The 26,739-nt window shown below is 69.0% G+C and carries 25 protein-coding genes and 1 pseudogene; 13 read left to right on the top strand and 13 right to left on the bottom strand.

Translation table 11 applies throughout. The features are described from left to right. The first annotated feature begins 101 nt into the window (after positions 1-101). The 4 genes from rpsU (at position 102) to MUU77_RS18065 (ending at position 2,338) form a co-directional block, all read left to right on the top strand. The gene (gene rpsU, locus MUU77_RS18050) at positions 102-317 is read left to right on the top strand and encodes a 30S ribosomal protein S21 (RefSeq protein WP_002808376.1); all 216 of its coding nucleotides are present in this window, start codon (positions 102-104) and stop codon (positions 315-317) included. A 99-nt stretch (positions 318-416) separates the two neighbouring features. Next, positions 417-863, top strand: a complete 447-nt coding sequence (locus MUU77_RS18055) for a GatB/YqeY domain-containing protein (protein WP_245089878.1) — start codon at positions 417-419, stop codon at positions 861-863. 40 nt (positions 864-903) lie between these two features. Next, positions 904-1,398, top strand: coding sequence for a GNAT family N-acetyltransferase (locus tag MUU77_RS18060; RefSeq protein WP_245089880.1), 495 nt, complete (start codon positions 904-906; stop codon positions 1,396-1,398). Positions 1,399-1,456: 58 nt separating this feature from the next. Next, a complete protein-coding gene (locus tag MUU77_RS18065) occupies positions 1,457-2,338 on the top strand; it encodes a YihY/virulence factor BrkB family protein (protein ID WP_245089889.1) in 882 nt (293 codons plus the stop codon). 45 nt (positions 2,339-2,383) lie between these two features. Here the strand turns inward: MUU77_RS18065 and dld are convergent, their stop codons facing one another. Then, on the bottom strand, positions 2,384-4,084 hold the full coding sequence (dld, locus tag MUU77_RS18070) for a D-lactate dehydrogenase (protein WP_245089891.1): 1,701 nt from the start codon (positions 4,082-4,084) through the stop codon (positions 2,384-2,386). A gap of 60 nt (positions 4,085-4,144) precedes the next feature. Here dld and dnaG point away from each other — a divergent pair, with 60 nt between their 5' ends. Together dnaG and MUU77_RS18080 are read left to right on the top strand one after the other, a co-directional pair. Continuing rightward, positions 4,145-5,875 carry a DNA primase gene (gene dnaG / locus MUU77_RS18075; RefSeq protein WP_245089893.1) on the top strand — a complete coding sequence of 577 codons (1,731 nt, stop codon included), beginning with the start codon at positions 4,145-4,147 and terminating at the stop codon, positions 5,873-5,875. A 9-nt stretch (positions 5,876-5,884) separates the two neighbouring features. After that, positions 5,885-6,376, top strand: coding sequence for a protein tyrosine phosphatase family protein (locus MUU77_RS18080; protein ID WP_245089895.1), 492 nt, complete (start codon positions 5,885-5,887; stop codon positions 6,374-6,376). 152 nt (positions 6,377-6,528) lie between these two features. Here the strand turns inward: MUU77_RS18080 and cyoE are convergent, their stop codons facing one another. The 4 genes from cyoE to MUU77_RS18100 all read right to left on the bottom strand — a co-directional run bounded on the left by cyoE (position 6,529) and on the right by MUU77_RS18100 (position 10,051). Beyond that, entirely contained in the window at positions 6,529-7,467 is a 939-nt protein-coding gene (cyoE, locus tag MUU77_RS18085; protein ID WP_245089897.1) for a heme o synthase, read from the bottom strand. A gap of 1 nt (position 7,468) precedes the next feature. Then, complete coding sequence (locus tag MUU77_RS18090) at positions 7,469-8,614, bottom strand: COX15/CtaA family protein (protein ID WP_245094671.1); 1,146 nt, start codon at positions 8,612-8,614, stop codon at positions 7,469-7,471. Positions 8,615-8,639: 25 nt separating this feature from the next. Beyond that, on the bottom strand, positions 8,640-9,212 hold the full coding sequence (locus tag MUU77_RS18095) for a hypothetical protein (protein WP_245089899.1): 573 nt from the start codon (positions 9,210-9,212) through the stop codon (positions 8,640-8,642). Positions 9,213-9,367: 155 nt separating this feature from the next. Beyond that, positions 9,368-10,051: an SURF1 family protein gene (locus MUU77_RS18100; RefSeq protein WP_245094674.1), complete on the bottom strand. Its 684-nt coding sequence runs from the start codon at positions 10,049-10,051 to the stop codon at positions 9,368-9,370. 140 nt (positions 10,052-10,191) lie between these two features. Here MUU77_RS18100 and MUU77_RS18105 point away from each other — a divergent pair, with 140 nt between their 5' ends. Next, on the top strand, positions 10,192-10,413 hold the full coding sequence (locus MUU77_RS18105) for a twin transmembrane helix small protein (RefSeq protein WP_162108604.1): 222 nt from the start codon (positions 10,192-10,194) through the stop codon (positions 10,411-10,413). Positions 10,414-10,531: 118 nt separating this feature from the next. Here MUU77_RS18105 and MUU77_RS18110 read toward each other — a convergent pair whose 3' ends face one another. From MUU77_RS18110 to MUU77_RS18130, 6 genes are read right to left on the bottom strand one after another with little or no spacing between them, the layout of a single operon-like run. Further along, complete coding sequence (locus MUU77_RS18110) at positions 10,532-11,410, bottom strand: cytochrome c oxidase subunit 3 (protein ID WP_245089901.1); 879 nt, start codon at positions 11,408-11,410, stop codon at positions 10,532-10,534. Positions 11,411-11,437: 27 nt separating this feature from the next. Next, positions 11,438-12,013 (bottom strand): cytochrome c oxidase assembly protein, encoded by a 576-nt coding sequence (locus tag MUU77_RS18115; RefSeq protein WP_245089903.1) that lies wholly within the window; start codon positions 12,011-12,013, stop codon positions 11,438-11,440. Then, positions 12,010-12,144, bottom strand: a complete 135-nt coding sequence (locus MUU77_RS18525; RefSeq protein ID WP_256452061.1) for a hypothetical protein — start codon at positions 12,142-12,144, stop codon at positions 12,010-12,012. The genes MUU77_RS18115 and MUU77_RS18525 overlap by 4 nt, the downstream gene beginning before the upstream one ends. Before the next feature lie 19 nt (positions 12,145-12,163). Next, positions 12,164-13,777, bottom strand: a complete 1,614-nt coding sequence (gene ctaD, locus MUU77_RS18120; protein WP_245089905.1) for a cytochrome c oxidase subunit I — start codon at positions 13,775-13,777, stop codon at positions 12,164-12,166. Between the two features lie 35 nt (positions 13,778-13,812). Then, the gene (coxB, locus tag MUU77_RS18125; protein ID WP_245089907.1) at positions 13,813-14,739 is read right to left on the bottom strand and encodes a cytochrome c oxidase subunit II; all 927 of its coding nucleotides are present in this window, start codon (positions 14,737-14,739) and stop codon (positions 13,813-13,815) included. 18 nt (positions 14,740-14,757) lie between these two features. Beyond that, positions 14,758-15,234 (bottom strand): DUF2244 domain-containing protein, encoded by a 477-nt coding sequence (locus tag MUU77_RS18130; RefSeq protein ID WP_187574659.1) that lies wholly within the window; start codon positions 15,232-15,234, stop codon positions 14,758-14,760. Positions 15,235-15,495: 261 nt separating this feature from the next. Here MUU77_RS18130 and putA point away from each other — a divergent pair, with 261 nt between their 5' ends. The 3 genes from putA to MUU77_RS18145 all read left to right on the top strand — a co-directional run bounded on the left by putA (position 15,496) and on the right by MUU77_RS18145 (position 21,090). After that, complete coding sequence (putA, locus tag MUU77_RS18135; RefSeq protein ID WP_245089909.1) at positions 15,496-18,726, top strand: bifunctional proline dehydrogenase/L-glutamate gamma-semialdehyde dehydrogenase PutA; 3,231 nt, start codon at positions 15,496-15,498, stop codon at positions 18,724-18,726. Positions 18,727-18,962: 236 nt separating this feature from the next. Next, complete coding sequence (locus MUU77_RS18140; protein ID WP_245089911.1) at positions 18,963-20,123, top strand: GGDEF domain-containing protein; 1,161 nt, start codon at positions 18,963-18,965, stop codon at positions 20,121-20,123. Between the two features lie 13 nt (positions 20,124-20,136). Continuing rightward, positions 20,137-21,090 (top strand): SMP-30/gluconolactonase/LRE family protein, encoded by a 954-nt coding sequence (locus MUU77_RS18145; protein ID WP_245089913.1) that lies wholly within the window; start codon positions 20,137-20,139, stop codon positions 21,088-21,090. A gap of 137 nt (positions 21,091-21,227) precedes the next feature. Here the strand turns inward: MUU77_RS18145 and MUU77_RS18150 are convergent, their stop codons facing one another. Beyond that, positions 21,228-22,625, bottom strand: a complete 1,398-nt coding sequence (locus tag MUU77_RS18150; RefSeq protein WP_245089915.1) for an outer membrane protein transport protein — start codon at positions 22,623-22,625, stop codon at positions 21,228-21,230. Between the two features lie 225 nt (positions 22,626-22,850). On the opposite strand from MUU77_RS18150, the gene MUU77_RS18155 reads away from it, so the two are divergent. The 3 genes from MUU77_RS18155 to MUU77_RS18165 all read left to right on the top strand — a co-directional run bounded on the left by MUU77_RS18155 (position 22,851) and on the right by MUU77_RS18165 (position 25,303). After that, a complete protein-coding gene (locus MUU77_RS18155; protein ID WP_245089917.1) occupies positions 22,851-23,543 on the top strand; it encodes a rhomboid family intramembrane serine protease in 693 nt (230 codons plus the stop codon). Between the two features lie 109 nt (positions 23,544-23,652). Continuing rightward, complete coding sequence (locus MUU77_RS18160; protein WP_245089919.1) at positions 23,653-23,973, top strand: DUF1820 family protein; 321 nt, start codon at positions 23,653-23,655, stop codon at positions 23,971-23,973. A gap of 64 nt (positions 23,974-24,037) precedes the next feature. Continuing rightward, a complete protein-coding gene (locus MUU77_RS18165; protein ID WP_245089921.1) occupies positions 24,038-25,303 on the top strand; it encodes a cation:proton antiporter in 1,266 nt (421 codons plus the stop codon). 31 nt (positions 25,304-25,334) lie between these two features. Here MUU77_RS18165 and MUU77_RS18170 read toward each other — a convergent pair. Beyond that, positions 25,335-26,657 (bottom strand): annotated as a pseudogene (locus MUU77_RS18170) (S41 family peptidase); the annotation flags it as partial. Positions 26,658-26,739 lie beyond the last annotated feature (82 nt).

Below are 26,739 nucleotides of genomic sequence, written 5' to 3' on the forward strand. Positions count from 1 at the left end.
GGGGCGGGGACAAGCCGGGGTGGGTTGCAGCGCCGCAGTCAGCCGCTATAATACGCGGCTCACCCGGTATGCCCGGGCCGTTTACTTCACCGAGATTACGTATGCCCAGCGTCAAAGTCCGCGAAAACGAGCCGTTTGAGTTTGCGCTGCGTCGCTTCAAGCGCACCTGCGAAAAGGCCGGCGTCCTGGCCGAAACCCGCAAGCGCGAGTTCTACGAGAAGCCGACCCAGGAGCGCAAGCGCAAGGCCGCCGCCGCGGTGAAGCGCCAGCTGCGCCGCAGCTCGCGCGACGTCACCAAGCGCCAGCGCCTGTACTGAGCCGCGTCGCTTCGCGAGAAGCCGGCACGCGCAAGCGTCGCCGGCTTTTTGTGTTTTTGGCGCCCGCGGGCGCCGCCCCACCCTCCGCAGGAGTCACCCATGTCCCTGAAACAGCAGCTCACCGATGACATGAAGGCCGCGATGAAGGCCGGCGAGAAGGATCGCCTGGGCGTCATCCGCCTGATCAACGCCGCCATCAAGCAGAAGGAAGTCGACGAGCGCGTGGAACTGGACGATGCCGCCGTGCTGGCCGTGCTGGAGAAGATGGTCAAGCAGCGCAAGGATTCGGTCAGCCAGTACGAAGCCGCCAACCGCGAGGACCTGGCCGCCGTCGAGCGCGCCGAGATCGCCGTGATCGACGCCTACCTGCCGGCCAAGCTGGGCGAGGCCGAGATCCTGGCCGCGATCGAGGCCGCCATCGCCCAGACCGGCGCCTCCGGCCCGGCCGACATGGGCAAGCTGATGGGCGTGCTGAAGCCGCGCCTGGCCGGCCAGGCCGACATGGGCCTGGTGTCCGCGCTGATCAAGAAGAAGCTGGCGGGCTGAGCCCGCGCCGCTTTGGGCGTCTGCGTGGCATCCTGACGCCATGCAGACGCCCTTGATCACCCTGCGCCCGGCCACCCGCGGCGACATCCCGCAGATCCTCGATTTCATCCGCGGCCTGGCCGAGTACGAAAAGCTCGCCCACGAGGCCGTCGCCACGCCGGCCCTGCTGGAAGAGCACCTGTTCGGCGCGCGCCCCGCCGCCGAAGTCGTCATCGCCGAGGCCGACGGCACGCCGGCCGGCTTCGCCCTGTTCTTCCACAGCTTCTCGACCTTCCTCGGGCAGCCGGGCCTGTACCTGGAAGACCTCTTCGTCTATCCGCGCTATCGCGGCCTGGGGCTGGGCAAGCGGCTGATGGTGCACCTGGCGCGGCTTGCGCTGGAGCGCGGATGTGGGCGCTTCGAGTGGTCGGTACTGGACTGGAACACGCCCGCCATCGACTTCTACCGCCGCCTGGGCGCCATCGGCATGGACGGATGGACCGTGCAGCGCGTCAGTGGCGAGGCCCTGCGCGCATTGGCCGACGCGTCCACGTGAACGTCCTGACGACAACGCGCTAACGAACCGCTGACGCGCCACGGGCCACCCTCGGCCCATGCACACGCCTGCCCGCTTTCCCAAGCTCCGGAAACGCCTGCAGCGCCTCGGTGCGCGCGCCGGGCGCAGCCTGCCCGTCGCGCTGCTGCGCCGCTTCGTCGAGACCGACCTGATGACGCAGGCCGCATCGCTGTCGTTCTACGCGCTGCTGTCGCTGGCGCCGCTGCTGATCCTGCTGCTGTGGCTGACGGCCTCGCTGTATCCGCCGGCGCAGCAGTCGCTGCTGGACCAGATCGCCCAGCTCGCCGGATCCGACGCCGCCGCCGTGGCCAGGACCGTGATCCGCAACGCCGACGCCCGCCCCGACCTGGGCTCGCTGGCGGGGCTGTGGAGCACTGCGCTGCTGCTGGTGGGCGCAACCGTGGTCTTCGCCCAGTTGCAGGGTGCGCTCAACCTGATCTTCCGCACCGATGCGCAGCGTCTCAGCGGGCTGGCAGCCTGGGTGAGGAAGCGCGTGTTCTCGCTGGGCGTGGTGCTGGCGATCGGCTTCCTGCTGGTCGTTTCGATGGTCGCCACCACCGCGCTGCAGGTGGCCTTCGCACGGCTGCCGTCGCTGCTGCCCGCGCTGGGCTACACCAGTACCCTGCTGCTGTATGCGCTGGCCTTCGCCTTCTTCTACCACTATCTGCCGGATCGCCGCGTGGCCTGGTCGCGCGCGTTCCTGGGCGGGGCGATCACCGCGCTGCTGTTCGCGGGCGGCCGCTACCTGATCGGCCTCTACCTGGCCGAAGCCGCACCCGGCAGCGCGTATGGATCGATGGGCGCCCTGGTCCTGCTGTTGCTGTGGGTGTACTACGCCAGCGTGGTGTTCTTCGCGGGCGCGCTGATCACCGCAGTGATCGACGAGCGCAGAGTTCGAGAAGTGAGTGGAGAGGAGTGAGGAGTGAGCGAAAGCCGCTTTTCCTCACTCCTCACTCCTCTCCACTCACTCCTTCCAATCAGCCCGCTTGCTGGTCTGGCCGATGCCGGGATTGAACGTGTTGGTGGGATCCAGCCCGCGGTAGAACGCGGCCAGCTGCGGCTTGGCACGGTAAAGGTGGCCGACATTGTGTTCGGCCGGGTACTCGGCGCCGCGCGCATCGAGCAGGTCCCACAGGTCGTGTTCGACGGCCAGGGGATCGGTTCCCCGCCGCACGATGTAGTCCTGGTGGAAGACATGGCAGAAGAAGTGTCCGTAGTAGAGCCGCGCGACCATGGTCTCCGCCAGCGCGGCGGGCAGGGTCTCCACCCAGTCGCGGTCGTCGCGGCGCAGGGCCACATCCAGCGCGACGATGTCCTCCACGGTGTCGCGATGCACTTCGCGATACCGCACGGCGGCGCCGGCAACGGCGAACCGGTGCAGGAACGCCTTGCGTCCTTCATCGCCATCGCAGGCGAAGAACGCGCCCTGGCGATCCGCGAAGAAAGCGTCGAGGAAGGCCTGCGTGGCGCCGGCGTCACGCGCCGACACCTTCAGCAGCAGGTGGTGTTCGTAGCGCGCGCGGAAATCGCGCAGGCGCGGCGGCAGGTGATCGGGCAACCATCCGGACACCGCCTGCAGCACGCGGTCGGTCAGGCCGCGCAGGCCCCATCGCTCGCACCAGCCGTCGATGCGGCTCTTCAAGGCGAACGCCGCCGGCACCCGGTCGGTGCCGAAGCGGTCGATCAACAGGAACGTGTCCTTGCCGTAGCGGTCGCCGATATCGAAAGCGTCGCGATGCAGGTACTCGCCGGAGATCGGCAGCCGTTCGAAGGCGGTCAGCAGCTGGCGCCGCACCGCCGTGAGGTCGTCCGGATCGTTGCTGCCGATATAGAACACGGCGGCTTCGTCCTTCTCGAAGGTATCCAGCCGTACCGCGAACACGGCCAGCCGCCCCGCGCATCCCGACGCCTCGTGCAGGCGGGACGGATCGGCGTTGTAGCGCGCCGGCGTCGGCGCATCCACCTGTCGCACGTGGGCCGCATAGCCGCGGTCGGAGGCCGCGCGGGCGGCATCGCGGGCGATGTCCGCCGCCGTGTAGTCGCCCGCCTGCAGGCGCGTCAGGATCTCCTCCGGCGTGTCGCCCAGGGCGATGCCGAGATGATTGACCAGGCGCAGCACGCCGCCGGCACCCACCTGGGCGTACAGCGCCAGCTCCGTGTACGCGGGACCGCGCCGCACCAGCGCGCCCCCCGAGTTGTTGCACACGCCACCGAGGACGGACGCCCCGATGCACGAGGAGCCGATCACCGAATGCGGTTCGCGCCCCAGCGGTGCGAGCGTCTTCTCCAGCACGTCCAGGGTCGCGCCCGGCAGGCAGACCACCTGGCGGCCGTCATCCAGCACCTGCACCCCGGTCAGCCGCTGCGTACTGACCAGCACGATGTCGCGGTCGTAGTCCTCGCCATCCGGCGTGGAGCCCCCGGTGAGGCCGGTGTTCGCCGCCTGCATCAGCACGATGCCGCCGGCCTGCACCGTGGCCTCCAGCACGCGCCACAACTCCAGCAGCGTGCCCGGGCGCACCACCGCCAGCACGGGCCCGCCGCCGAAACGGTAGCCCTTGCGGTAGCGGCGGGTGGCCCGCACGCCGGTCAGCACGTGGCCGCCACCCACGGCCCGGCGCAGGCGGGCCAGCAGGGCGTCGTCGGGCGGCTTGGATGCGGGCATGGCGGCATGGTAACGCGCGGCCACGGCGGCCAAGGCCGGGCATGGCATCCTATGTGGCCCATGGCCCGCATCCCCGACGCCTTCATCGACGAACTGCTCGCCCGGACGGATATCGTCGAGGTGGTGGGCGCGCGCGTCCCGCTGAAGCGCCAGGGCAAGGAATATTCGGCCTGCTGCCCCTTCCACGACGAGCGCTCGCCGTCGTTCACGGTGTCGCCGACCAAGCAGTTCTACCACTGCTTCGGCTGCGGCGCGCATGGCACCGCGCTGTCGTTCCTGATGAACTACGACCGCCTCGAGTTCCTCGACGCGGTGGAGGAGCTGGCCCGCCGCAACGGCATGGAAGTGCCGCGCGAGACCCAGCAGCGCAACCAGAACAACGATACCCGCGACCTGTTCGGCGCCCTGGAAGCGGCCGCGCGCTTTTTCCAGCGCCACCTGGAGGGCAGCGACAAGGCCAAGGCCTATCTCGATGGCCGTGGCGTGGATGCGGCCATCCGAACCCAGTTCATGCTCGGCTACGCCCCCGACGGCTACTCCGCCCTGAAGGACGCGCTGGGCACCGACGAGCGCCGGATGAAGCTGCTCGACCGCGCCGGCCTGTTCTCGAAGAACGACCGCGGCCATGTCTACGACAAGTTCCGCGACCGGGTGATGTTCCCCATCCACGACCGGCGCGGCCGCGTGATCGCCTTCGGCGGGCGCGTGCTGCAGAAGGACGATGGCCCCAAGTACCTCAACTCGCCGGAGACGGCGCTGTTCCACAAGGGCCGCGAGTTGTACGGCCTGTGGCAGGTGAAGCAGGCGAACCAGAAGATCGCGCGGCTGGTGGTGGTCGAGGGTTACATGGACGTGGTCTCGCTGTTCCAGTTCGGCGTGAAGGAAGCCGTCGCCACGCTGGGCACGGCGACCACGCCGGAGCATGCCGAGCTGCTGTTCCGCAACGCGCCCGATGTGTATTTCTGCTTCGACGGAGACGCCGCCGGCCAGCGCGCCGCCTGGCGTGCGCTGGAGTCGGTGCTCCCGCGCATGAAGGACGGACGGCAGGCGTTCTTCCTGTTCCTGCCCGATGGCGAGGATCCCGACACCATCGTGCGGCAGGAAGGCGCGGCAGGCTTCGATGCGCGCCTGCAGCAGGCGATGCCGCTGTCGGAGTTCTTCTTCCAGGAACTGGGCAAGGACATCAAGCTGTCCACGCTGGACGGCAGGGCGCGCCTGGCCGAGCGGGCGCGCCCGCTGCTGGCGCAGATCCCCGACGGCGCCTTCGGCGACCTGATGCGCCAGCAGCTGACGGTGGTGACCGGCGTGGGCGCAGGCACCGCCGCACCGTCATCCGCGCCCGCGCCGGCACGCCGTGCGTCTGCATCCAAGCCGGGCCAGAAGCCCAGTCTGGTCCGCCACATCATCGTGCGCCTGCTGCACAAGCCCGCGCTGGCCTTGGCGATCGAATCCACGCACGGGTTCTCCGGCCTTCGATTGCCGGGCATGGACCTGCTGCTGGAACTGCTGGACCTGGTCCACGCGCGCCCCGACATCACCACCGGCGTGCTGCTGGAGCATTTCGCCGAGCGCGACGAGGCGGCCGCGCTGCAGAAGCTGGCGATGCAGGACCTGCCCGGCGACGAGGACAGCTGGCGCCAGGAGGTCCTGGATGCCGCGGTTCAGCTGGAGAAGCAGATGCTGCAGCAGCGGCTCGACGAACTGCAGGCCAAGCAGCGCAATATCGGGCTGGACGAAGCCGACAAGTACGAACTGCGTACCCTGTTGCAGGCCCGCATCGGACGCCATTGAGGACTCGTGATGAAACGCACCGCATCCCTGCTGCTTTCCGCGCTGCTGTGCGCAGCGTCCTTCGCCGCCATTGCCCACGATTTCGCCCAGCCCCGTCCCGGGCTGCGTACCGGGGGGCAGCCCACAGCCGAAGACCTGGAGCGGTTGAAGGCCGAGGGGGTACGCACGGTCATCGACCTTCGCGGCGCCACGGAGGATCGCGGCTACGACCAGGCCGCCGAGGTGCGCCGCCTCGGCATGGACTACATCGCCCTGCCGATCGCCGGCAAGGACGACATCACGCCCGCGAACGCCGCGACCCTGCATGCCCTGCTGGAAGAACATGAAGGCGAAGTGCTGCTGCATTGCGCCTCGGGCAATCGCGTCGGTGCGCTGCTGGCGCTGGCCGCCGTCCAGGTCGATGGCGCATCGCCGGAAGAGGCGCTCACCCTGGGCCGCGCGGCGGGGCTGAAGTCGCTGGAGCCGGTGGTGATGGAACGCTTGGCGAAGCCGGAACGCTGAGGGGTCTGTAGGAGCGACGTGAGTCGCGACCGCACGAACGAAGCCACGTTTCAAGTTCGTTCGTGCGGAAGTGCGGCAACGGCATCGCACGAGCCAAGTAGAAGAAGCGCTGACCAGGAGCGGTCGCGACTCACGTCGCTCCTACAGCAGCATCACCCCGCCGGCACGAATTCGATGCCGCCCACCGCCGCGGCCGGCCGGAGCAGCGGCATCGCCCAGTGGTCGACCAGCAGGAAGGCGAACAGCGCCATCAGGTAGACGATGGAATAGTTGAACACGCGCATGGCGAAGAACTCGTCCGGCGGGTTCAGCAGGCGCCACGCGTACCACAGGAACACCGAGCCCAGCACCAGCGCGCCACCCAGGTAGAAGAAGCCGCTCATGCCGAACACCACCGGCAGCACGGTCACCTCCACCAGCAGCACCGTGTAGAACAGGATCTGCCAGCGCGTGTAGGTCACACCGTGCGTCACCGGCAGCATCGGCACCAGCGCACGCGCATAGTCCTCGCGGCGGAAGATCGCCAGCGCCCAGAAATGCGGCGGCGTCCACACGAAGATGATCAACACCAGCAGCAGCGCGTGCGGCCAGTCCCACTCGCCCCGCATGCCGGTCATCGTGGCCCAGCCCAGCAGCGGCGGCGCCGCGCCGGCGATGCCGCCGATGACGATGTTCTGCGGCGTGGCGCGCTTCAGGAACACGGTATAGATCACCGCGTAGCCGATCAGCGAAGCGAAGGTCAGGACGGCGGTGATGGCGTTGACCCACAGCACCAGGATCGCCATCGACAGCGCCGCCAGCACCAGCGCGAACGCCAGCGCCTGCCACGGCTTCACCTGGCCCTGCACCAGCGGACGCCACGAGGTGCGTGCCATTTTCGCGTCGATGCGCGCATCCAGCAGCTGGTTGATGGCAGCGGCGCTGGAGGCGGCCAGCCAGATGCCGAGGAAGCCCAGCGCGCCGCGCAGCAGCTGCTCGCCATCGGGCAGGCCATCGATGGCCAGGAACATGCCCACCAGCGCGGTGAACACGATCAACGCCACCACGCGCGGCTTGGTGAGGTCCCAGTACTGGCGGAACGTGGACGCCATGTCAGTCGGGCCTGCGCAGGCGTGCGAGCAGCGAGACCATCGTGAACAGCAGCAGCACGGCACCGGCGTTGTGCGCCACGGCGACCGGCAGCGGCAGGTTGAGCCTGACGTTGAGGATGCCCAGGGTGACCTGCGCTGCGATCAGCACGATCAGCGTCAACGACCAGCCGCGCATGCCCGGGGTGCGGAACAGGCGCAGGGCCAGCGCCAGCACATACAACGCCACGACCACCGCCATGGCGCGATGGGTCAGCTGGATGGCGATGCGCGATGCGCCGTCCAGCACACCGCCCTCATAGTCCACGCCGATGCCGCGCCACAGCACGAAGCCTTCGCGGAAGTCCGCCGGCGGTAGCCACTGGCCCACGCACTTGGGGAAATCCAGGCCGCAGGCCAGCGCCGCGTAGTTGGCGCTGACCCAGCCGCCCAGCGCGATCTGGATGCCGAGCAGCACCAGGCCGGCGGTCAGCCAGCGCCGCAGCACGCGGGCGTCGGCCAGCGTGATGGGACGGTCGGTCGCGCGCCACGCCATCCACACCAGCAACGAGAACGTGGTCAGTCCGCCCAGCAGGTGACCCATCACCACGATGGGCTTCAACAGCCACGTCACCGTCCACATGCCCAGCAGCGCCTGGAAGATGATCACCGCCAGCGTCAGGGCGGCGGCGCGCGCCAGGTCGATGTTCGACCAGCGCAGGGCCGCCAACAGCAGGAGGGCTTCACCGAGGATCGCCAGCGCCGATGCCGCGACATGCTCGCCATGCATGTACATCGGAATGGCGGCACCGACCAGTCCGGCGGCGGCCAGGATCTGCGCGATGCCCCAGCGGCGGCGGCGCGCGGCCAGCAGCGCCAGCAACAGCACCAGCACGCCCAGCGACGCGGCGATGTGGCGGTGCACCTGTTCGCGCCACGCCTTGTGGGTCTCGAACGGGCGGATCCCGCTGGCCACGTGCGAAGCCGCTTCGTCGACGGCCTTCGGCCATGCGGCGCGGCCGTAGCAGGTGGGCCAGTCCGGGCAGCTCAGGCCTGCATCGGACAGGCGCACGAACGCGCCGAACACGACGACGCACAGCGTCAGTGCGACCGCCAGCCAGGCGATGCGGTGAAAATGTCGGTAGATCACGGGGCGCGCAACAGCATTCATCATCGTCTGCGGTTCGTTCGGGAGCTCAGATGAGCTTGATCAGCTTGGCGACGTCGGTACGCAGGTGGCCGGGGTCGAAGCCGGGGGCGTAGCGCAGGATCACGAAGCCGTGGGGATCGATCACGTACACCGGCGTGCCGGCGGCATCGTCCACCTGCGGCAGGCGCGCGCGCAGCGGATCGTCGGCACGCACCTGGCGCAGCGCCGAAGACCGTGGCGCCTGCGCGGGGTAGTCGCCGATCCACAGGATGTCGACTTCGTCGGCGTTGTGGCCGAACAGCTGCCAGACCTTGTCCAGGTCACGTGCCAGGGTCAGGCACGGCTCCGCGCAACCGGGCGCGGGGGCGGCCACGATGCGCCAGCGACGTTCGGCGGGCTTCCAGGCGTAGGTACCGCCTTCGACGAGGACGGGCGCCAGGTCGCGCGCATCCACGGGCGGCTGCAGCATCTGGCCATGGTTCTTGTGGCCGGCAGGCTGCCAGCCGGAGAAGCGCAGGATGCCGGCCCCGAACACGGTGCCGAAGAACAGGGCGAACAGGCCGACGAGCATCCACCGCCCGCGACGCCGCTGGGCGGGATCGAATGGTTTGGGGTCCATGGACGGCATTTTCTCACGCCCGGGCCCTCATTGCCCCTATCCGGGGGCAGGACGACGGGGTTCGCGGCCCACCGCTGCTCGATTCTGTTCGCGGTGAGCGTGTCGAACCACCAACGGTGCCGTGGCTCGGCGTCCGCCTCCAAGGCCTCCCGCGCTCAGCGTTCCTTGCCCGCGCTCCGCCGGCTGCGCCAGGTCAGGACCAGTGCCGTGATGAGCACCGCGCCTGCCAGGCCGAACCACTGCACCGCATAGCCCAGGTGGCGTTCCGGCGGCAGCGTGTTCGGCAGGATGTCGAGATCGCGGGCGTAGCCCAGCGGAAGGTCCGGGTCCAGCTTCAGCACGCGCGGCGCCAGCGCCGGCAGGGACAGCGCCCGCGCCAGCGCCTCCGGCTGCAGCGCGATCACCAGCAGGTTGCCGTCCGCCAACGCGGTGGGCGAGGCGTGGGCGATGCCTTCCGACGGGGGCGGCACCAGCAGGCCGGCGACGCGCTGCGGGCCCTGCGGCAGTGCCACATCCGGCATCGTGCGATCGCCCGGCACGGGCAGCCAGCCCAGTTCCACCAGCAGCGGCTCGCCGCCGCCCGCGGGCTGGAACACGCGGTAGGCGCGCACGCCCGGCTGGCGGTCGCGCGTCTGGTTGTCCAGCAGGATGGCCGGGCCGGGCAGGAACTCGCCCCCGCCCGCAGCCCAATCGTAGGCCTGCAGCCGCGACCCATCCCCGGCCAGCGCCAGCGCCTGCGGCTTGCGCCCGGCCAGCACGCGCGCGGTTTCGGCCAGCATGGCTTCCTTCTGTTCCGCCCGTCCCCACTGCCAGGCGCCCAGGCTGCCGAACAGCGACATCGCCAGCACGGCCAGGGTCCAGCCGATCGGCAGCGGCAGGCGCCGGCTCACGGGCTGCGTCCGAATGTCGCACCCACCCCGGGCTTACGCCGGGGAAGCGATAATGCCCGCCTCATCGCCCGCGCCCCGCCGAGGACGCCATGAACGACTCGCTGAAAACCCTGCTGATCATCGCCTTCCTCATCCTCATCGTGTGGAACCTGGGCGCCGGCCTGTATTACATGCTGGTGGACAAGAGCGAGAGCAAGCGCACCGTCAACGCCCTGACCCGCCGCATCGCCCTGTCCGTCGGCCTGATCCTGCTGGTGGTGCTGGCCATCAAGATGGGCTGGATCCAGCCTCACGGGGTCAATCCCGGCTGAGCGCCGTGATGGGTGATTCGTGATTCGTAAAAGCAAAGAGCGACGGGCGACCGTCGCTCTTTGCATATCCGGGATCCGCACTTGCGTATCACAAATCCCGTATCACCAGTCCCGGCTGTTACAGCACGTAGACGAACAGGAACAGGCCCAGCCACACCACGTCCACGAAGTGCCAGTACCACGCCACGGCTTCGAAGCCGAAGTGGTTGTCCTTGCTGAAGTGGCCCTTGGCGCAGCGGAACCAGATGATCGCCAGCATGATCGTGCCCAGGGTCACGTGCAGGCCGTGGAAGCCGGTCAGCATGAAGAAGGTGGAGCCGTAGATGCCCGAACCCAGGGTCAGGTTCAGTTCCTTGTAGGCGTGGATGTATTCCTCGGCCTGGAAGAACAGGAACGTGCAGCCCAGCAGCACGGTGGCGCCCAGCCAGATCAGCAGCTGGCTGCGGTTGCCGGCCTTCAGCGCATGGTGCGCGATGGTGATGGTCACGCCCGAGGTCAGCAGGATCAGCGTGTTGAGCAGCGGCAGGCCCCATGCGGGGATGGTCTGGAACTGCCCGCCCACCTGGGCCGGGCCGGCGCTCGGCCACGCGGCGCTGAAACCTTCCCACAGCAGGCTGTTGGTCATCACGCCGTCGCCCTCGCCGCCCAGCCACGGCAGCGCCAGCGTGCGCGCGTAGAACAGGGCGCCGAAGAAGGCCGCGAAGAACATCACCTCCGAGAAGATGAACCACACCATGCCCATGCGGAAGGACACGTCCACCTGGCGGTTGTAGTTGCCGCCCACCGACTCGCGGATGACGTCGCCGAACCACATGAACAGCGTGGCGCACAGCATGAAGACGCCGGCGTAGAAGGTCCACATGCCCCAGGCGATGTCGTTCAGCCAGCTGGCCACGCCGACCATGGTGACGAACATGGCGATGGAACCCACGAACGGCCACTTGGAGCTGTGCGGCACGAAGTAGATGTTGGCGTCTGGCGAATGGGTTTGTCCCATGGCGTGGCTTCCGGTTGCTGAGCGTGATCAGGGCGCCGCGAGCGGCGAGGGCGATGCATGGCCCCTGCCGATCTGCGCGGTCAGTGCATCGTTCTTGAAGAAGGTATACGACAGGGTGATCGTCTTCACCTCCGCCGGCAGGTCCGGGTCCACGATGAAGCGGACCGGCATGTCGCGGCTTTCGCCGGCCTGCAGGGTCTGGGCGGTGAAGCAGAAGCACTCGGTCTTGGTGAAGTAGCCCGACGCGCGCGCCGGCGCCACCGACGGCACCGCGCTGCCCACGATCGGGCGCTCGCTGTCGTTGCGGGCGAAATACCTGGCCTCGTACAGCTCGCCGGGCACCACCTGCATGGTCAGCTGCTCGGGATGGAAGGCCCAGGGCAGCTTGGAGTTCACGCCGCCGTCGAACTGCACGGTGACCGTGCGCCTGGCCTTGGCGGCCGCCACCGCCGCCTGCCCCGGACCCTGCTCCAGGCGGATGCCGAACACCTTCTCGCAGGCGATGCGGTACAGCGGCACCAGCGAAAACGTCAGCACGAACACGGCCACGGCCACGGCCACCAGCTTGAACAGCCCGGCCGAGTTGGACGGGGACGCGCTCATACGCCCAGCACCGCGCGGCCGATGAAGGCCACGAAGATGGCGAAGGCGATGCCGCCGATCACCCACGCGGTCCGCAGCACCGCCTTGCGGCGGCGCGCGACTTCCTCGGGGGGCAGGACGGGAGCGTTCATGGCGCGGGGGTCGACCGTATCAGTGCGTCACGTCGCCGTGCGCCAGGTCGCCGTCCTTGATGACCGGCGGCGTGGTGAAGGTGTGGTGCGGCGCCGGCGAAGGCACGGTCCACTCCAGGCCCTTGGCGTTCTCCCACGCACGGGCGTCGGCCTTCTTGCCGCTGCGCAGCGAGGACCACAGGATCGCGGCCATCATGAACGGCGTGACGAACATGCCGAACGCGCCGATCGAGCTGATCAGGTTCCAGTCCGCGAACACCGGGTTGTAGTCCGGGATGCGGCGCGGCATGCCGGCCAGGCCCAGGAAGTGCTGCGGGAAGAACAGCAGGTTGACGAACACGATCGTCCACCAGAAATGGAACTTGCCCCAGAACTCGTTGTACATGCGGCCGGTCCACTTCGGCCACCAGTAGTAGGTGGCGGCGATGATGGAGAACAGCGCGCCGGTCACCAGCACGTAGTGGAAGTGCGCCACCACGAAGTAGGTGTCGTGGTACTGGAAGTCCGCCGGCACGATGGCCAGCATCAGGCCGGAGAAACCGCCGATGGTGAACAGGATGACGAAGCCCACCGCCCACAGCATCGGGGTTTCGAAGCTCAGCGAGCCCCGCCACATGGTGCTGACCCAGTTGAACACCTTCACGCCGGTCGGGATGGCGATCAGCATGGTGGCGAACATGAAGTAGATCTCGCCGCCCAGCGGCATGCCCACCGTGAACATGTGGTGCGCCCACACGATGAACGACAGGAAGGCGATCGAGGCGGTCGCGTACACCATGGCCTGGTAGCCGAACAGCGGCTTGCGGCTGAAGGTCGGGATGATTTCCGACACCACGCCGAACGCCGGCAGGATCATGATGTAGACCTCGGGGTGGCCGAAGAACCAGAAGATGTGCTGGTACATCACCGGGTCGCCGCCGCCGGCCGCGTTGAAGAAGCTGGTGCCGAAGAACTTGTCGGTCAGCAGCATGGTCACCGCGCCCGCCAGCACCGGCATCACCGCGATCAGCAGGAACGCGGTGATCAGCCAGGTCCAGCAGAAGATCGGCATCTTCAGCAGGTCGATGCCCGGCGCGCGCATGTTCAGCACCGTGGCGATGATGTTGATGGCGCCCATGATGGAGCTGATGCCCATCATGTGGATGGCGAAGATGGTGAAGGCCACGTTGTAGCCGCCCTGCAACGACAGCGGCGGGTACAGCGTCCAGCCGCCGGCGGGCGCGCCGCCGGGCAGGAACAGCGACATCAGCAGCAGGCTGAACGCGAACGGCATGATCCAGAAGGACCAGTTGTTCATGCGCGGCAGCGCCATGTCCGGCGCGCCGACCTGCAGCGGGATCATCCAGTTGGCCAGGCCCACGAAGGCCGGCATCACGCCGCCGAAGATCATCACCAGCGCGTGCACGGTGGTCATCTGGTTGAAGAACTCGGGCGTGACCCACTGCAGGCCCGGCACCATCAGTTCGGCACGGATCACCACCGACATGCCGGCGCCGATGATGAACATGATGAAGCTGAAGATCAGGTAGAGGGTACCGATGTCCTTGTGGTTCGTGGAGAAGAACCACCGCTCGATGAAGCCCTGCTGGTGACCGTGGTGATCGTCGTGATGGTCGACGGCGGAGTTGGCCATGTGCTTGCTCTCTTGCAGCTGATGCGTGCGGTCGATCAGCCCTGCGCCGACGGCGCGGGGGTCTCGGCGATGGGGGCGGCGTCGGTGGCCGGCGCGTCGGTGGCCGGCGCGGCTTCCGGCGCGGCCGGTGCGGGTTCGGCGGCCGGGGCGGGCTTCTTCGAGGCCAACCACTGTTCGAACTCGGCCTTCGGCACGGCCTTCACCACGATCGGCATGAAACCGTGGTCCTTGCCGCACAGCTCGGCGCACTGGCCGCGGTAGATGCCCGGCTCCTTGATGTCGGTCCAGGCTTCGTTGACGATGCCCGGGATGGCGTCCTGCTTCCAGCCCAGCGCCGGCACCCACCAGGCATGGATGACGTCGTCGGCGGTGATCACGAAACGGATCTTGGTATCCACCGGCAGCACCAGCGGATTGTCGACATCCAGCAGGTAGTGCGGGTTCTTGGCGTAGTCGGGCTGCTCGCCGCTCTGGCGGATGCGGTCCGATTCGCGGTCCAGACGGCTGGTGAAGGACACGTCCTCACCCAGGTAGTCGTACTTCCACATCCACTGGTAGCCGGTGACCTTCACGGTCATCTCGGCGTCGCGGGTGTCGTACATGGCGATCAGCTTGGCGGTGGCCGGCCAGGCCATGACCACCAGGATCAGCACCGGGATGACGGTCCAGATGATCTCGGCGGTGGTGTTGTGGCTGAACTGCGCCGGGACCGCGCCCTTGGACTTGCGGAACCTGAACATCGCATAGCCCATCGCGCCGAACACGATCAGGCCGATCACGATGCACACGATCAGCGCCACCATGTGCGCGTCGTAGGCGTGCTGGGACGAGGCGGTGACGCCCTTGCCCATGTTCAGCTGCCACGGCTTCGGGTCCGCCGACTGCGCCCATGCCAGTGCGGGCATCGCCAGCAGCATGCACGCCGTCGCCAACCGCTTCCACATCCCATTCACTTGCGTCATTGCCTAGACCCCAATGCGTCATCGGTTGCGGCCGCTCGCGGCCGCCAGTAGATCCTGCAGCGTGTCCGCCAACTCCCGGCGTTCGGCCGGTCCCAGGAAATCGCCTACCTGGACCTGCCTGCCGCTGGAAGCCAGCGAAACCCGTTCGCCTCCCCGCTCGATGCACAGCCGCACCCAATAGGGATGCGCCCGGAACACCGCCCCGGACCGGGAGGTGGTCACCTCCACCGCCTCGGGACCGATGCGGATCTCCTCGCCCCGTTCGCCCCCGCGCCACAGCGCGCGCAGCGCCAGGGCGAGGATGGCCGAATGGAGCAATGCGAAAGCCGGCGCGAAGGCGTTGCCTCCCCACCAGCCCAGCATGGCGACGATCCACATCGCGCCCGACAGCACGGCGAACAACAGGATGAACTGGCGGCGCGAAAGCGCCCTCGGTGGCCGCAGCCGGAGCCGCGCACCGTGTCCGTCCCACGTTGACGGCACCACTTCGATCATGTCGTCCGCCACACGATCCGGGCTGCGGAAAACCGCCAAATGGTAGCCCCGGCCACACTTTGCGGCAAGTTGCATTGATCCTGGACAAGGCGCGCCGGCCCGTCGTGCCCGCACCCGCGCGGCGGTGCGGACGCATTCCGCGACCGCCGTCACCGCGTGGGCAGGTGCGCCGCGGACACCGGCCAGGGGCTGCCGGCGGGCATATCCGGCCCGACCGTGCGGCCCTAAACTAATGGACTGCCTTTGGACCGCCCCGCCGTCATGTCGAGCCCTTCCCCCCTGTCGTCGCCTGCCACCCCGCCCGCGGGCGGCATCATCGCCCCCGAACTCCCCGCCGCCCCGCCGCCGCTGCGCGCCGCCATCACGGCCGCCTGGCTGCGCGACGAGACCGAGCACGTGCGCGAACTGCTCGAACAGGCCCGCCTGCCCGCTGCCGAGCAGGCCCAGGCCCAGAAACTGGCCGTGGACCTGGTGAAGCGGGTCCGCGCCCGCGCCCAGGACCAGGGTGCCATCGAGGCTTTCATGCGCCAGTACGATCTGGGCAGCGAGGAGGGCGTGCTGCTGATGTGCGTGGCCGAGGCCCTGCTGCGCATCCCCGATCAGGACACCGCCGACAAGCTGATCCGCGACAAGCTGGGCGATGCCGACTGGGAAAAGCACCTGGGCCAGAGCGATTCGGTCCTGGTGAATGCCTCCACCTGGGGCCTGATGCTGACCGGCAAGCTGGTCAACCTGAACGACCTGACCCGCGCCGACGTGCCCGGCGCCTTCAAGCGCCTGGTCGGCCGCGTGGGCGAGCCCGTCATCCGCCTGGCCGTGCGCCAGGCCATGCGCATCATGGGCCACCAGTTCGTCATGGGCCGCACCATCGACGAAGCGCTGTCGCGCAGCCGCAAGGGCGGGAACGCCGAGTACCGCTATTCGTTCGACATGCTGGGCGAGGGCGCGCTGACCACGAAGGACGCCGCCCGCTACCTGGAGGCCTACCGCCAGGCGATCCACGCCATCGGCCGCACCGGGCAGGCGCCCCATCAGCCTTTCACCGACGTGTTCGCCGCCCCCAGCATCTCCATCAAGCTGTCGGCGCTGCACCCGCGCTACGAGCACGCCAAGCGCGCCCGCGTGATGAAGGAACTGGCCCCGGCCATCCTGGAGCTGGCGCAGCTGGCCAAGTCCTATGGCATCGGCTTCACCATCGATGCCGAGGAAGCCGACCGCCTGGAACTGTCGCTGGACCTGATCGAGGCCACCTTCTCCGACCCGTCGCTGGACGGCTGGGAGGGCTACGGCCTGGCCGTGCAGGCCTACCAGAAGCGCACGCCGTACGTGATCGATTTCCTGGCCGACCTGGCGCGCCGCGTCGGTCGCCGCATGCCGGTGCGCCTGGTGAAGGGCGCGTACTGGGACGCCGAGATCAAGCGCGCGCAGATCGACGGCCACCCGGGCTACCCGGTGTTCACGCGCAAGCCGAACACCGACGTGTCGTACCTGGCCAACGCGCGCCGCATGCTCGATCAGGGCGACGCGCTGTACCCGATGTTCGCCACCCACAACGCGCAGACGATCGCGGCGATCCGCTCCATCGCCCAGGGCCGCCCGTACGAGCACCAGAAGCTGCACGGCATGGGCGACGACCTGTATGCCGAAGTGGTGCCGCAGCACCGCCTGGGCATCCCGTGCCGCGTGTACGCGCCGGTGGGTTCGCACGAGGACCTGCTGCCGTACCTGGTCCGCCGCCTGCTCGAGAACGGCGCCAACAGCAGCTTCGTCAACCGCATCACCGACGAGAACGTGGCCATCGAGGATCTGGTGCGCGACCCGGTGCAGACGGTGTCGGCATTCGACGCCATCCCGCACCCGCGCATTCCGCTGCCGGTCGACCTCTTCCGGAGCCAGCCGGCTCCCATCCAGCATTCAGACAGGGACAATTCCATGGGCGCCAACCTCGCCAACGACAACGATCTGCGCGCGCTGGCCGAGCGCATCAACGCCGCGGTCAAGCCATGGCGCGCCGCGCCGCTGGTGCCGGGCGCCATCGTGTCCGGCGCAGCCCTGCCGGTGACCAACCCCGCCGACCGCCGCCAGACCGTGGGCGAATGGCAGCCGGCCGACAGCGGCACCGTCGAGAAGGCATTGGCGAACGCCGTCGCCGCGCAGCCGGCCTGGGACCGCACGCCGGCCGCCAGCCGCGCGGCGATCCTCGAGCACGCCGCGCGCCTGCTGGAACAGCGGATGGCCGACTACATCGCCCTGTGCGTGAAGGAAGCCGGCAAGACCATCCCCGACAGCGTGGCCGAGGTGCGCGAAGCGGTGGACTTCCTGCGCTATTACGCCGCCCAGGCACGCACGCAGTTCGGCGCGCCTGAACACCTGCCCGGCCCGACCGGCGAGTCCAACCAGCTGCAACTGCAGGGCCGCGGCGTGTTCGTCTGCATCAGCCCGTGGAACTTCCCGCTGGCGATCTTCCTGGGCCAGGTCAGCGCCGCGCTGGCCGCCGGCAACAGCGTGATCGCCAAGCCGGCGGAGCAGACCAACCTGATCGGCCACTCCGCGGTGAAGCTGCTGCACGAGGCCGGCATTCCCGAGGCCGTGCTGCAGTTCCTGCCCGGCGACGGCGCCACCGTCGGCGCCGCGCTGACGAAGGATCCGCGCGTGGCCGGCGTGGCCTTCACCGGGTCCACCGAGACCGCGCGCGCGATCAACCGCGCGCTTGCCGGCCGCGAGGCCGGTCCGATCGCCACGCTGATCGCCGAGACCGGCGGCCAGAACGCCTTCATCGCCGACTCCTCCGCACTGCCGGAGCAGTTGGTGAAGGATGCGATGGGCTCGGCGTTCACCTCCGCCGGCCAGCGCTGCTCGGCCGCGCGCGTGCTGTTCGTGCAGGACGACATCGCCGACAAGGTGATGACGATGCTGGCCGGCGCGATGGACGAACTGAAGATCGGCGACCCGGGCCTGCTGTCGACCGACGTCGGCCCGGTGATCGACGCCGATGCGCTGAAGATCCTCGAGGACCACGCCGCGCGCATGGCCGGCGAAGCGCGCCTGATCAAGCAGGCCCACGCGGGCGAGGACACCGCGCACGGCACGTTCTTCGCGCCGCGCGCCTGGGAACTGAAGTCGCTGGACCAGCTGCACAAGGAGGTCTTCGGACCGGCCCTGCACGTGGTGCGCTGGAAGGCCGACCAGCTGGATGCGGTGATCGACCAGATCAATGCCACCGGCTACGGCCTGACCCTGGGCGTGCACTCGCGCATCGACGAGACCATCGACCGCATCGCCGCGCGGGTGAAGGTCGGCAACGTCTACGTCAACCGCAACCAGATCGGCGCGGTGGTCGGCGTGCAGCCGTTCGGCGGCCAGGGCCTGTCGGGTACGGGACCCAAGGCCGGCGGCCCGCACTATCTGCCGCGCTTCGCCACGGAGAAGACGGTCACCGTCAACACCACGGCCGCCGGCGGCAATGCGTCGCTGTTGACGCTGGGCGACTGAGCGTCGCGGCGCCAGCGGACACGCTGCAGCAAGCCCCGCTCCGGCGGGGCTTTTTTTCGCGCGTCATGACCAAGCGCACTGATCCGCGGTGGCGTGCGGGGCCAAGCTTCGCGTTGCCGATTCGCTGAACGCAGACCCCACACCCGGCGCCTGCGTCCCCGCCGTGCAGCCGGATCGTGGCGCATCCTGCGTTTGCCCGGGGACAGGGACCTCCACGGCCATCACGGCCCCATCGCATGACGACCGATTTCTATAACCTGCTGTTGACGGATTCCGCGCTGGCCGCGCTGCTGCTGGCGCTGTTCCTCCACGTCGGCCGGGTTTCGCGCGGCGTGCGCGGCATCGCCACGTGGGGCATCGCGCACTTCCTGTATTCGCTGGGCGCAGCGATGCTGGACGGCACCGCGCAGGAACTGGCGCGCGCCGGCGACGATGGTCTCGCGCACTGGACCGCGGGCCTGGGCGGACTGCTCGCCTGTGCGGGCCTGGTGGGGCTGGCGTGGTCGATCATCCAGTTCGTGCAGCAGCGCACGCTGTCGCGTTGGGAACGCGCCCTGCTGCCGGCGTGCATCGCGTTTTCGCTGGCCGGCTGGGCGCTGCGCGGCACGGTGGATGCGCAGGGCGCGGCGATGAGCGCCACCGAAGTCATCGTGCTGGTGGTGATGATCGGCCACCTGCGGGTGCTGCGGCGGGCACCCGACCACGTCCCCGCGCGCCTGATGATCGGCGGCTGCCTGGTGCTGCTGTGGCTGTACGGCAGCGACCTGCTCGCCGCGCTGACCGGCCGCTACGGTCCGAACCCGATGTGGGTGAACCTGGACCTGTCGATCTGGTACCTGCTCAACTTCTGCATGCTGATGCTGGCCAGCTTCCGCGCCGCCGAACCCTTGCGCCGGGGCGCGCTGTTCGATCCGCTGACCGGCGCGCTCAACCGCCGCGGCCTGGACAACGAACTGCAGTCGCGCGGCACGTGGCGGCCGGCCGAGCACGGCCTGGCGGTGATCGCGCTGGACCTGGATCACTTCAAGGCCGTCAACGACGACCACGGGCACGAGGCCGGCGATCTGGTGCTGCAGCGCTTCTCGGACGTGGTGCGGGCGTGCATCCGCAGCGACGACCTGTTCGCGCGGCTGGGCGGCGAGGAGTTCATGCTGGTGCTGCGCGACACCCGCGCCGACACCGCGCAGGCACTGGCCGAGCGCATCCGCGAGCAGGTGATGGCGCTGGAGTTCGCGCCGATCGGTACCGGTTTCCGCGTCACGGTGAGTCTGGGCGTGTCGTTCACCGCCGACCGCGACGCGCCCTACGACACCCTGATGCGGCTGGCCGACGAAGCCCTGTACGCCGCCAAGCACAAGGGCCGCAACCGGATCGAGGTACGCTGGCACCCCGCCTGACCCCGAGACCGCCATGCCGCGCCCCCATCGTCTTGCCCTCGCCCTGCTCCTGTGCGGCACCGCGCCGCTCGCCCAGGCATCGGCCTACCGGTCGGTGTGCCCTGCCGATCCGGGCCGCGCGCCCTCGGGCACGCTGACCGCGACACGCGTCTCCGCCGCGGCCGTCGACGACGACCAGGGCCGCCTTTATGAAGGCGCCGTGTGGAAGGACGGTGCGCTGTACCTGTCGGATTTCGTGCACAGCGGACGCTTCCCATCGCGCATCCGCCGCTTCACCCCGCCCGACCGCTGGGAGACCGTGGTCGAGGACAGCGGCAGCAATGGCCTGGCGCTGGATACCGAGGGCCACCTCATCGCCGCCACCCACGACCGCAAGCAGGTGGCGCGCGTGGATCTGGGCGACGGCACGCGCACGCCGCTGGCGTCCGGCTTCGAGGGTGCGCCGTTCAACTCCCCCAACGACCTGGTGATGGCGGCCGACGGCACGCTGTTCTTCACCGACCCGGACTACCAGCGCAAGGCTGCGCCGGGCGGCCAGCCGCTGACGCGCGTGTACCGCCATCGCGACGGCGCGACCACCGTGGTGGACGACACGCTGCGCAATCCCAATGGCATCGCGCTCTCGCCCGATGGCGGCACGCTCTACGTGGCCGGAGGCACGGCCGACGGCGACGTGCTGCGCGCTTATCCGGTGGTCGATGGCATCCCGGGCGCCGGTCACGACCTGGCCCGCATCTCGGGCGGCGACGGCCTGGCGGTGGACTGCCTGGGCAACATCTACGTGACCGAGCACGGCGAACGGCGCGTGCGCGTGTTCTCGCCGGCGGGCGAGGTGCTGGCCACCATCGGCGTGGATGCCAACATCACCAATGCGGCCTTCGGTGGCGGCGACCGGCGCACGCTGTACCTCACCGGTGCGGCCAGCCTGTGGTCGATCGAGCTGCCGGTCGCCGGCCTGCCGTACTGACCGGGCAACGCGGCGAGCTTCAGCCCTGATGCCGTACGCGCAGGAGCGTCGGGGGCCACGCCGCTGCAGCACAGAAGCGCCGGCAAAGAAAAACCCCGCCGAGGCGGGGTTTTTCGGGGCTCCGGTGCGCGGGGCGATCAGAACCGGTACTGCATCGACACGCCGTACAGGTCGGCGCCGCCGTCGAACTCGCCGACCAGGCGCGCACGCGTGCTGGTGGTCAGGTCGATCTCGGGCGTGTCGACGATGTCGAGCTTCACGTAGCTGGCGTTGATCTCGAAGTTCTCCGACAGCGCCCAGGTCAGGCCCAGCGAGTACCACATGCGGTCCTGGTCGGGCAGGCGCGGCGTGCGGTACGGACGGCTCACCGGGGAGTCGTCGCGGGCCACACCGGCGCGGAAGGTGAACGCGTCGCTGAACTTGTATTCGCCGCCGATCGAGTAGAACCAGTTCTCGGCCCAGTTGTACTCCTCGGCCGAATCCGGCTGCACGGGATTGTCGAACTCGATGCGGATTTCCTGCAGCGAGGTCCAGTCGGTGCGGCTGGCTTCGGCCATCACGGTGAAGCGGTCGGTGGCGTAGTAGGTGGCGCTGAAGGTGTCCACGGCCGGCGTGGTCAGCTTCGCCAGCGCGTTCGAGTCGGTGAACAGCCGGGGACCGACGCCCGGCGGCAGATTGGGATTGTTGTCGAACGCGGTGCGGACTTCCGACGGCACGGTGAAATCGCCCTTGCCTTCCAGCTCATGGTCGATCTCGGAACGGTGCGAGTAGCCCAGCGACCACTTCTCGCTCGGACGCCAGTTCACGCCGACGATCCAGCCCCAGCCGTTGTCGGTGCCGTTGACGTGGGCCAGACCGTCATTGCGCTGCGGGCCGTAGGGCGAGCCGGGCGTGAGGCAGGCGGCGGGATTCTGGCCGCAGATGACGGTGCCGAAGTCGACGGCCTGCGACAGGGTCACGTCCGCGTGCTCGTAGACCAGGCCGGCGCCGACCGAGAAGCTGTCGCTCAGTTCCAGCGAGGCGGCCAGGGTCAGGTCGATGATCTTGACGTCCGATTCCAGCGCGTGGTAACGCCCCTTCCAGCCAGCGTCGTATTCGGTCTTCAGGCCGAACGGCGCGCTGATCATGGCGCCCAGCGTCAGGTATTCGAAGTCGCCGCTCAGCGGCAGGATGAAGGACGCGGCCGGCACGGCGCTCACGTCACCGGCGTCGCCGCCGTCGCCCCCGGTCAGCGGCTGCTGGAACGGCGTGCCGGTGGCGGCGGTGCCGGTACCGGAGAATTCGTAGGACAGGTCGATGGCGGTGACGTCGGCCTGCAGCGTGCGCTCGGTGAAGGTCGACATGACGGCCGGGTTGTTGGCCACGACCGAGGCGTCGCCCTTGGCGGAGGCCGCACCGGCCATCGCACGGCCTTGGGCCTTGACGCTGTTTTCCTTCAGCTGGAAGGCGGCTGCATGCACGTCGCCGTAGGCCAGCGCGGCGGTGATGCCGAAGGCCAGCGCGGAAACGCGGGCCAGGTTCTTGGTGAATTCCATCAGTGATCTCTCCGGGAGACGTGGGTGAAGGTCGTCTGCGTCGTCCACGGCCGCGGTGTGTAATCCACCTTTCCGGCCTGCCGGAAGCCCCTCCCGACATACGACGCCGTATGCAGTATACCCGCTAACCAAACACTAACAATCGGCTGTAAGTCATTGCCCCTATTCAGTTTCGTTGCACCGCACCATGGGCAGTGCGGCGGCGACCGGGTACAGTGCGGCGCCATGTTCGTCTCGCTGCCTTCCCGCCGGAAACCCCCCGTCCGCTGGGCCACGCCGACGCTGCTGGTGCTGCTGTCGGCGGCGTTCTGCTGGGCCCTGACCCAGGAAGAAGTCGCGAAAGCCCACCTGCTGACCCAGTGGGGCGCGCTGACCGGCGGCATGGTGGCGCCCGAAGTGTGGCTGGCCTCGTTGCAGCGAGGCACAGTGTTGCGGCTGTTCACGGCACTGTTCCTGCACGCGGACTGGGCCCACCTGCTGGGCAACCTGGTGTTCCTGCTGATCTTCGGCCTGCCCGCCGAACGGGCCATGGGGCCGTGGCGTTTCCTGCTGCTGTTCCTGGTGGGCGGCGCGGTGGCCAATGTCGCGGCGGTGCTGAGCATCGGCACGCCGGACCGCGTCATCATCGGCGCCAGCGGCGCCATTTCCGCCGTCATCGGCGCCTATCTGGCCCTGTTCCCCACCGCCAAGCTGGGCGTGGTGCTGCCGCTGGGACTGTTCCTGGAATTCGTGAAGGCGCCCGCCTCGCTGCTGATCGGCATCTGGGCGCTGCTGCAGGTGGTGTTCGCCTATACCGGCCCGGCATTCGGCGCGGTGGCGTGGTGGGCGCACATCGCCGGTTTCCTGTTCGGCGTGGTGTTCGCGCTGTTCGTGCGTGCGGCCATTGCCCGGCGCATGCGCAAGCGGCAGGGATATTGAAGGCAGGAGTGAGGGGAGAGAAGTGAGGAGTGAGTGGGAGCAGGCCGGCTTTTGCTCACTCCTCACTCCTCACTCCTCACTCCTCTCCGCTCACTCCTATAATCGCCTCATGAAGAACACGCTCTACAAGGTCACGTTCCACAACCACACCAAGGTCTACGAGGTGTACGCGCGCAAGGTCGCGGCCAGCGGCCTGTGGGGGTTCACCGAGGTCGCCGAACTGGTGTTCGACATGCACGAAGGGCTGGTGGTGGACCCCACCGAAGAACGCCTGCGCGACGAATTCGGCAACACCAAGGTGCTGCACCTGCCCATGCAGAGCATCATCCGGGTGGAGGAAGTGGAACGGAAAGGCCAGTCCGCGATCCGCGACGCCGCCACCGGCGAGAAAGTGGTGACGCCCTTCCCCATGCCGGCCAAGCCGCGCTGACCCCACCCGGGCACCGGGCGGCCCCCGCCCGTCCTATGATGGCGCTCCACGCACGGGGCGCCTGATGTCCACCTCACACCTGTCGGTCTATTTCTTCCTGCAGGCCGGCCTGATCATCGTGGCCTGCCGCCTGGTGGGAAAGCTGGCCCAGCGCATCGGCCAGCCCCAGGTGGTGGGCGAGATGATCGCCGGCGTGATGCTGGGACCCTCGCTGCTGGGCGCGGTGCTGCCCGGGGCGCAGGCGCTGCTGTTCCCGAAGGCGACGCTGGACATGCTCTACGTGGGCGGCCAGGTGGGCGTGGGACTGTACATGTTCCTGGTGGGCACGGAGTTCCAGGCGACGCATATCCGCACGCGCTACCGCAGCGCGATGGCGGTCTCCTGGGCCGGCATCGCGGTGCCGTTCCTGCTGGCCTTCGCACTGGCGCCGTGGCTGCAGCACGTACCCGGGCTGTTCGCCGGCCATGCGCGCTTCCTCGAAGTCGCTCTCTTCCTCGGCGCAGCCATCGCGATCACGGCCTTCCCCATGCTGGCGCGCATCATCCACGAGCGCGGCCTGGCCGGCACGCCACTGGGCACGCTGGCGCTCACCGCGGGCGCGATGGACGATGCGGCCGCCTGGTGCATCCTGGCGGTCGTGCTGGCCAGCTTCGGCGGCAGCTGGGGCCAGGCGTGGCTGGCGATCGGCGGCGGCATCGCCTACCTCGCCTTCATGCTGCTGGCAGGACGACGCATGCTGGCGCCGCTGGCGGCGCAGGTGCCGGCGGACGGGCCCCTGCCCACGCCGGTGTTCGCGTGGGTGATGGCGGCGTTCTTCCTGTGCGCCTGGGCGATGGACGCCATCGGCATCCACGCGGTGTTCGGTGGCTTCGTCCTGGGCATCTGCCTGCCGCGCGGCGCGCTCACCGAGCGCCTGCGCGAGCGCCTGCAGGCGGTGGTGGTGGTCGTGCTGCTGCCGTTGTTCTTCACCTATTCCGGCCTGAAGACCCAGCTGTCCGTCCTGCTGGACCCGTCCATCCTGGCGCCGGCCATCGCCATCCTGCTGGCGTCCTTCGGTGGCAAGGCGGTCGCCTGCTGGGCCGCGGCGCGGCTGTCCGGCGAATCCCCGCGCGATGCGAGGGCCATCGGCGCGCTGATGAACGCCCGTGGCCTGATGGAGCTGATCATCATCAACATCGGCCTGCAGGCGGGCCTCATCGAGCCGGGCCTGTTCACCATCCTGGTGATCATGGCGATCCTGACCACGCTGATGGCCACGCCGCTGTTCAACCGGGTCATGCGCGAGCGCCCCGCGCCGGCCTTGCCGGCGGCGGGCGGCCCGCCGGCATGAGCCGCGGGAATCAGCGCGGGACGGCGGTCGTTCTGGCGCGGGCGGTGACGGCGAGTTTCTTCAGCTCCGCCAACGCGGCCTTCACCGGCGCATCGCCATCCAGCACATCGCCGGGCGTGTAGCCGGCCAGGCCTTCGTCGTCGCCCCGCAGGTGGCCGGGCAGGGTGGCCTCGGTGACATAGAGCTGGCCGTCCTGGCCGAGGACCGCATCCGGCGCGGCGCCCTCGGGCTTGACCACCACGTCGGGGACGATCCCGCTGGCCTGGATCGACCGGCCGCTGGGCGTGTAGTAGCGCGCGGTGGTGAGCTTGACCGAGTCGCCGTTGTCCAGCGGCAGCACCGTCTGCACGGAGCCCTTGCCGAAGGTGCGACTGCCGACCACGCGCGCGCGGCCGTTGTCGCGCAGCGCGCCGGCCAGCACTTCCGAGGCGCTGGCCGAGCCGGCATCGACCAGCACCACCACCGGCGCGCCGTTCAGGCGGTCGCCCGGGGTGGCATCGAACTTGGAATCGCTGATCGGCAGGCGCCCGCGCGTGCTGACGATGGTGCCCTTGTCCAGCAGGTCGTCGGCCACCTGCACGGCGGCCAGCAGCAGCCCGCCCGGGTTGCTGCGAAGGTCCAGCACCAGCCCGCGCAGGGCGCCGCCTTCCTGCAGCCGCTCGAGCTGCTTCTGGAAATCGGCGGCGGTGTCGGTCTGGAACGCGCTGATGCGCACGTAGCCGTATCCCGGCTCCAGCAGGCGGCCGCGCACGCTGGTCACGCGGATGGTGTCGCGCACCAGGGTGACGTCGAACGGCTTGGGCATGCCCTCGCGGACGATGGTCAGGGTGATCTTGCTGCCGGGTTCGCCGCGCAGGGGCTCCATGCCGTCGTCGGCGCTGATCGGCTTGCCGTCGATGGCGGTGATGACATCGCCCGATTTGATGCCGGCCTTCGCGGCGGGCGTGTCGTCTATCGGCGACACGACCAGCAGGGTGCGGTCGGGCTGCTGCTGCAACTCCACGCCGATGCCTTCGTAGGCGCCGTTGGCCTGCTCGTCGAAGGCCTCGGAATCGGCCTTGTCGAAGTAGGTGCTGTGCGGGTCCAGGTCCAGCAGCAGGCCGCGGATGGCGGACTGCATCAGCTTCTTGTCCTCCACCGGCTCCACGTACGCTTCCTTCACCGCATTGAACACGGCGACGTAGCGGCGGATCTCCTCCAGCGGCACCTTCGAGGGCGCGTTTTCGGCGGCATCGGGGTCGTCGCTGGGCGCCACCACCGGCGGCGAGTCCGGCTGCGCCTGCTGCTGCGCCCGCGCGGGCATGGCCGCGAGCAGCACGACAGTCAGGAGGGCCAGGGGAAGACGCTGCAGCATGCGGAACTCCGGGTGGGGCTGGACGGACTCCGCGGACGGTGGCGGAGCTCGCCCGGATTATGCGTGAAGCCGTGCGGCGCGG

It is taken from the genome of Pseudoxanthomonas sp. F37 (assembly GCF_022965755.1).
In the GTDB taxonomy this organism is placed as follows: Bacteria; Pseudomonadota; Gammaproteobacteria; order Xanthomonadales; family Xanthomonadaceae; genus Pseudoxanthomonas_A.

Excerpts from the sequence above, each read along its gene's own strand:
- rpsU (WP_002808376.1), top strand. The coding sequence starts at position 102 with ATGCCCAGCGTCAAAGTCCGCGAAAACGAGCCGTTTGAGTTTGCGCTG.
- MUU77_RS18055 (WP_245089878.1), top strand. The coding sequence starts at position 417 with ATGTCCCTGAAACAGCAGCTCACCGATGACATGAAGGCCGCGATGAAG.
- MUU77_RS18060 (WP_245089880.1), top strand. The coding sequence starts at position 904 with ATGCAGACGCCCTTGATCACCCTGCGCCCGGCCACCCGCGGCGACATC.
- MUU77_RS18065 (WP_245089889.1), top strand. The coding sequence starts at position 1,457 with ATGCACACGCCTGCCCGCTTTCCCAAGCTCCGGAAACGCCTGCAGCGC.
- dld (WP_245089891.1), bottom strand. The coding sequence starts at position 4,084 with ATGCCCGCATCCAAGCCGCCCGACGACGCCCTGCTGGCCCGCCTGCGC.
- dnaG (WP_245089893.1), top strand. The coding sequence starts at position 4,145 with ATGGCCCGCATCCCCGACGCCTTCATCGACGAACTGCTCGCCCGGACG.
- MUU77_RS18080 (WP_245089895.1), top strand. The coding sequence starts at position 5,885 with ATGAAACGCACCGCATCCCTGCTGCTTTCCGCGCTGCTGTGCGCAGCG.
- cyoE (WP_245089897.1), bottom strand. The coding sequence starts at position 7,467 with ATGGCGTCCACGTTCCGCCAGTACTGGGACCTCACCAAGCCGCGCGTG.
- MUU77_RS18090 (WP_245094671.1), bottom strand. The coding sequence starts at position 8,614 with ATGAATGCTGTTGCGCGCCCCGTGATCTACCGACATTTTCACCGCATC.
- MUU77_RS18095 (WP_245089899.1), bottom strand. The coding sequence starts at position 9,212 with ATGGACCCCAAACCATTCGATCCCGCCCAGCGGCGTCGCGGGCGGTGG.
- MUU77_RS18100 (WP_245094674.1), bottom strand. The coding sequence starts at position 10,051 with ATGTCGCTGTTCGGCAGCCTGGGCGCCTGGCAGTGGGGACGGGCGGAA.
- MUU77_RS18105 (WP_162108604.1), top strand. The coding sequence starts at position 10,192 with ATGAACGACTCGCTGAAAACCCTGCTGATCATCGCCTTCCTCATCCTC.
- MUU77_RS18110 (WP_245089901.1), bottom strand. The coding sequence starts at position 11,410 with ATGGGACAAACCCATTCGCCAGACGCCAACATCTACTTCGTGCCGCAC.
- MUU77_RS18115 (WP_245089903.1), bottom strand. The coding sequence starts at position 12,013 with ATGAGCGCGTCCCCGTCCAACTCGGCCGGGCTGTTCAAGCTGGTGGCC.
- MUU77_RS18525 (WP_256452061.1), bottom strand. The coding sequence starts at position 12,144 with ATGAACGCTCCCGTCCTGCCCCCCGAGGAAGTCGCGCGCCGCCGCAAG.
- ctaD (WP_245089905.1), bottom strand. The coding sequence starts at position 13,777 with ATGGCCAACTCCGCCGTCGACCATCACGACGATCACCACGGTCACCAG.
- coxB (WP_245089907.1), bottom strand. The coding sequence starts at position 14,739 with ATGACGCAAGTGAATGGGATGTGGAAGCGGTTGGCGACGGCGTGCATG.
- MUU77_RS18130 (WP_187574659.1), bottom strand. The coding sequence starts at position 15,234 with ATGATCGAAGTGGTGCCGTCAACGTGGGACGGACACGGTGCGCGGCTC.
- putA (WP_245089909.1), top strand. The coding sequence starts at position 15,496 with ATGTCGAGCCCTTCCCCCCTGTCGTCGCCTGCCACCCCGCCCGCGGGC.
- MUU77_RS18140 (WP_245089911.1), top strand. The coding sequence starts at position 18,963 with ATGACGACCGATTTCTATAACCTGCTGTTGACGGATTCCGCGCTGGCC.
- MUU77_RS18145 (WP_245089913.1), top strand. The coding sequence starts at position 20,137 with ATGCCGCGCCCCCATCGTCTTGCCCTCGCCCTGCTCCTGTGCGGCACC.
- MUU77_RS18150 (WP_245089915.1), bottom strand. The coding sequence starts at position 22,625 with ATGGAATTCACCAAGAACCTGGCCCGCGTTTCCGCGCTGGCCTTCGGC.
- MUU77_RS18155 (WP_245089917.1), top strand. The coding sequence starts at position 22,851 with ATGTTCGTCTCGCTGCCTTCCCGCCGGAAACCCCCCGTCCGCTGGGCC.
- MUU77_RS18160 (WP_245089919.1), top strand. The coding sequence starts at position 23,653 with ATGAAGAACACGCTCTACAAGGTCACGTTCCACAACCACACCAAGGTC.
- MUU77_RS18165 (WP_245089921.1), top strand. The coding sequence starts at position 24,038 with ATGTCCACCTCACACCTGTCGGTCTATTTCTTCCTGCAGGCCGGCCTG.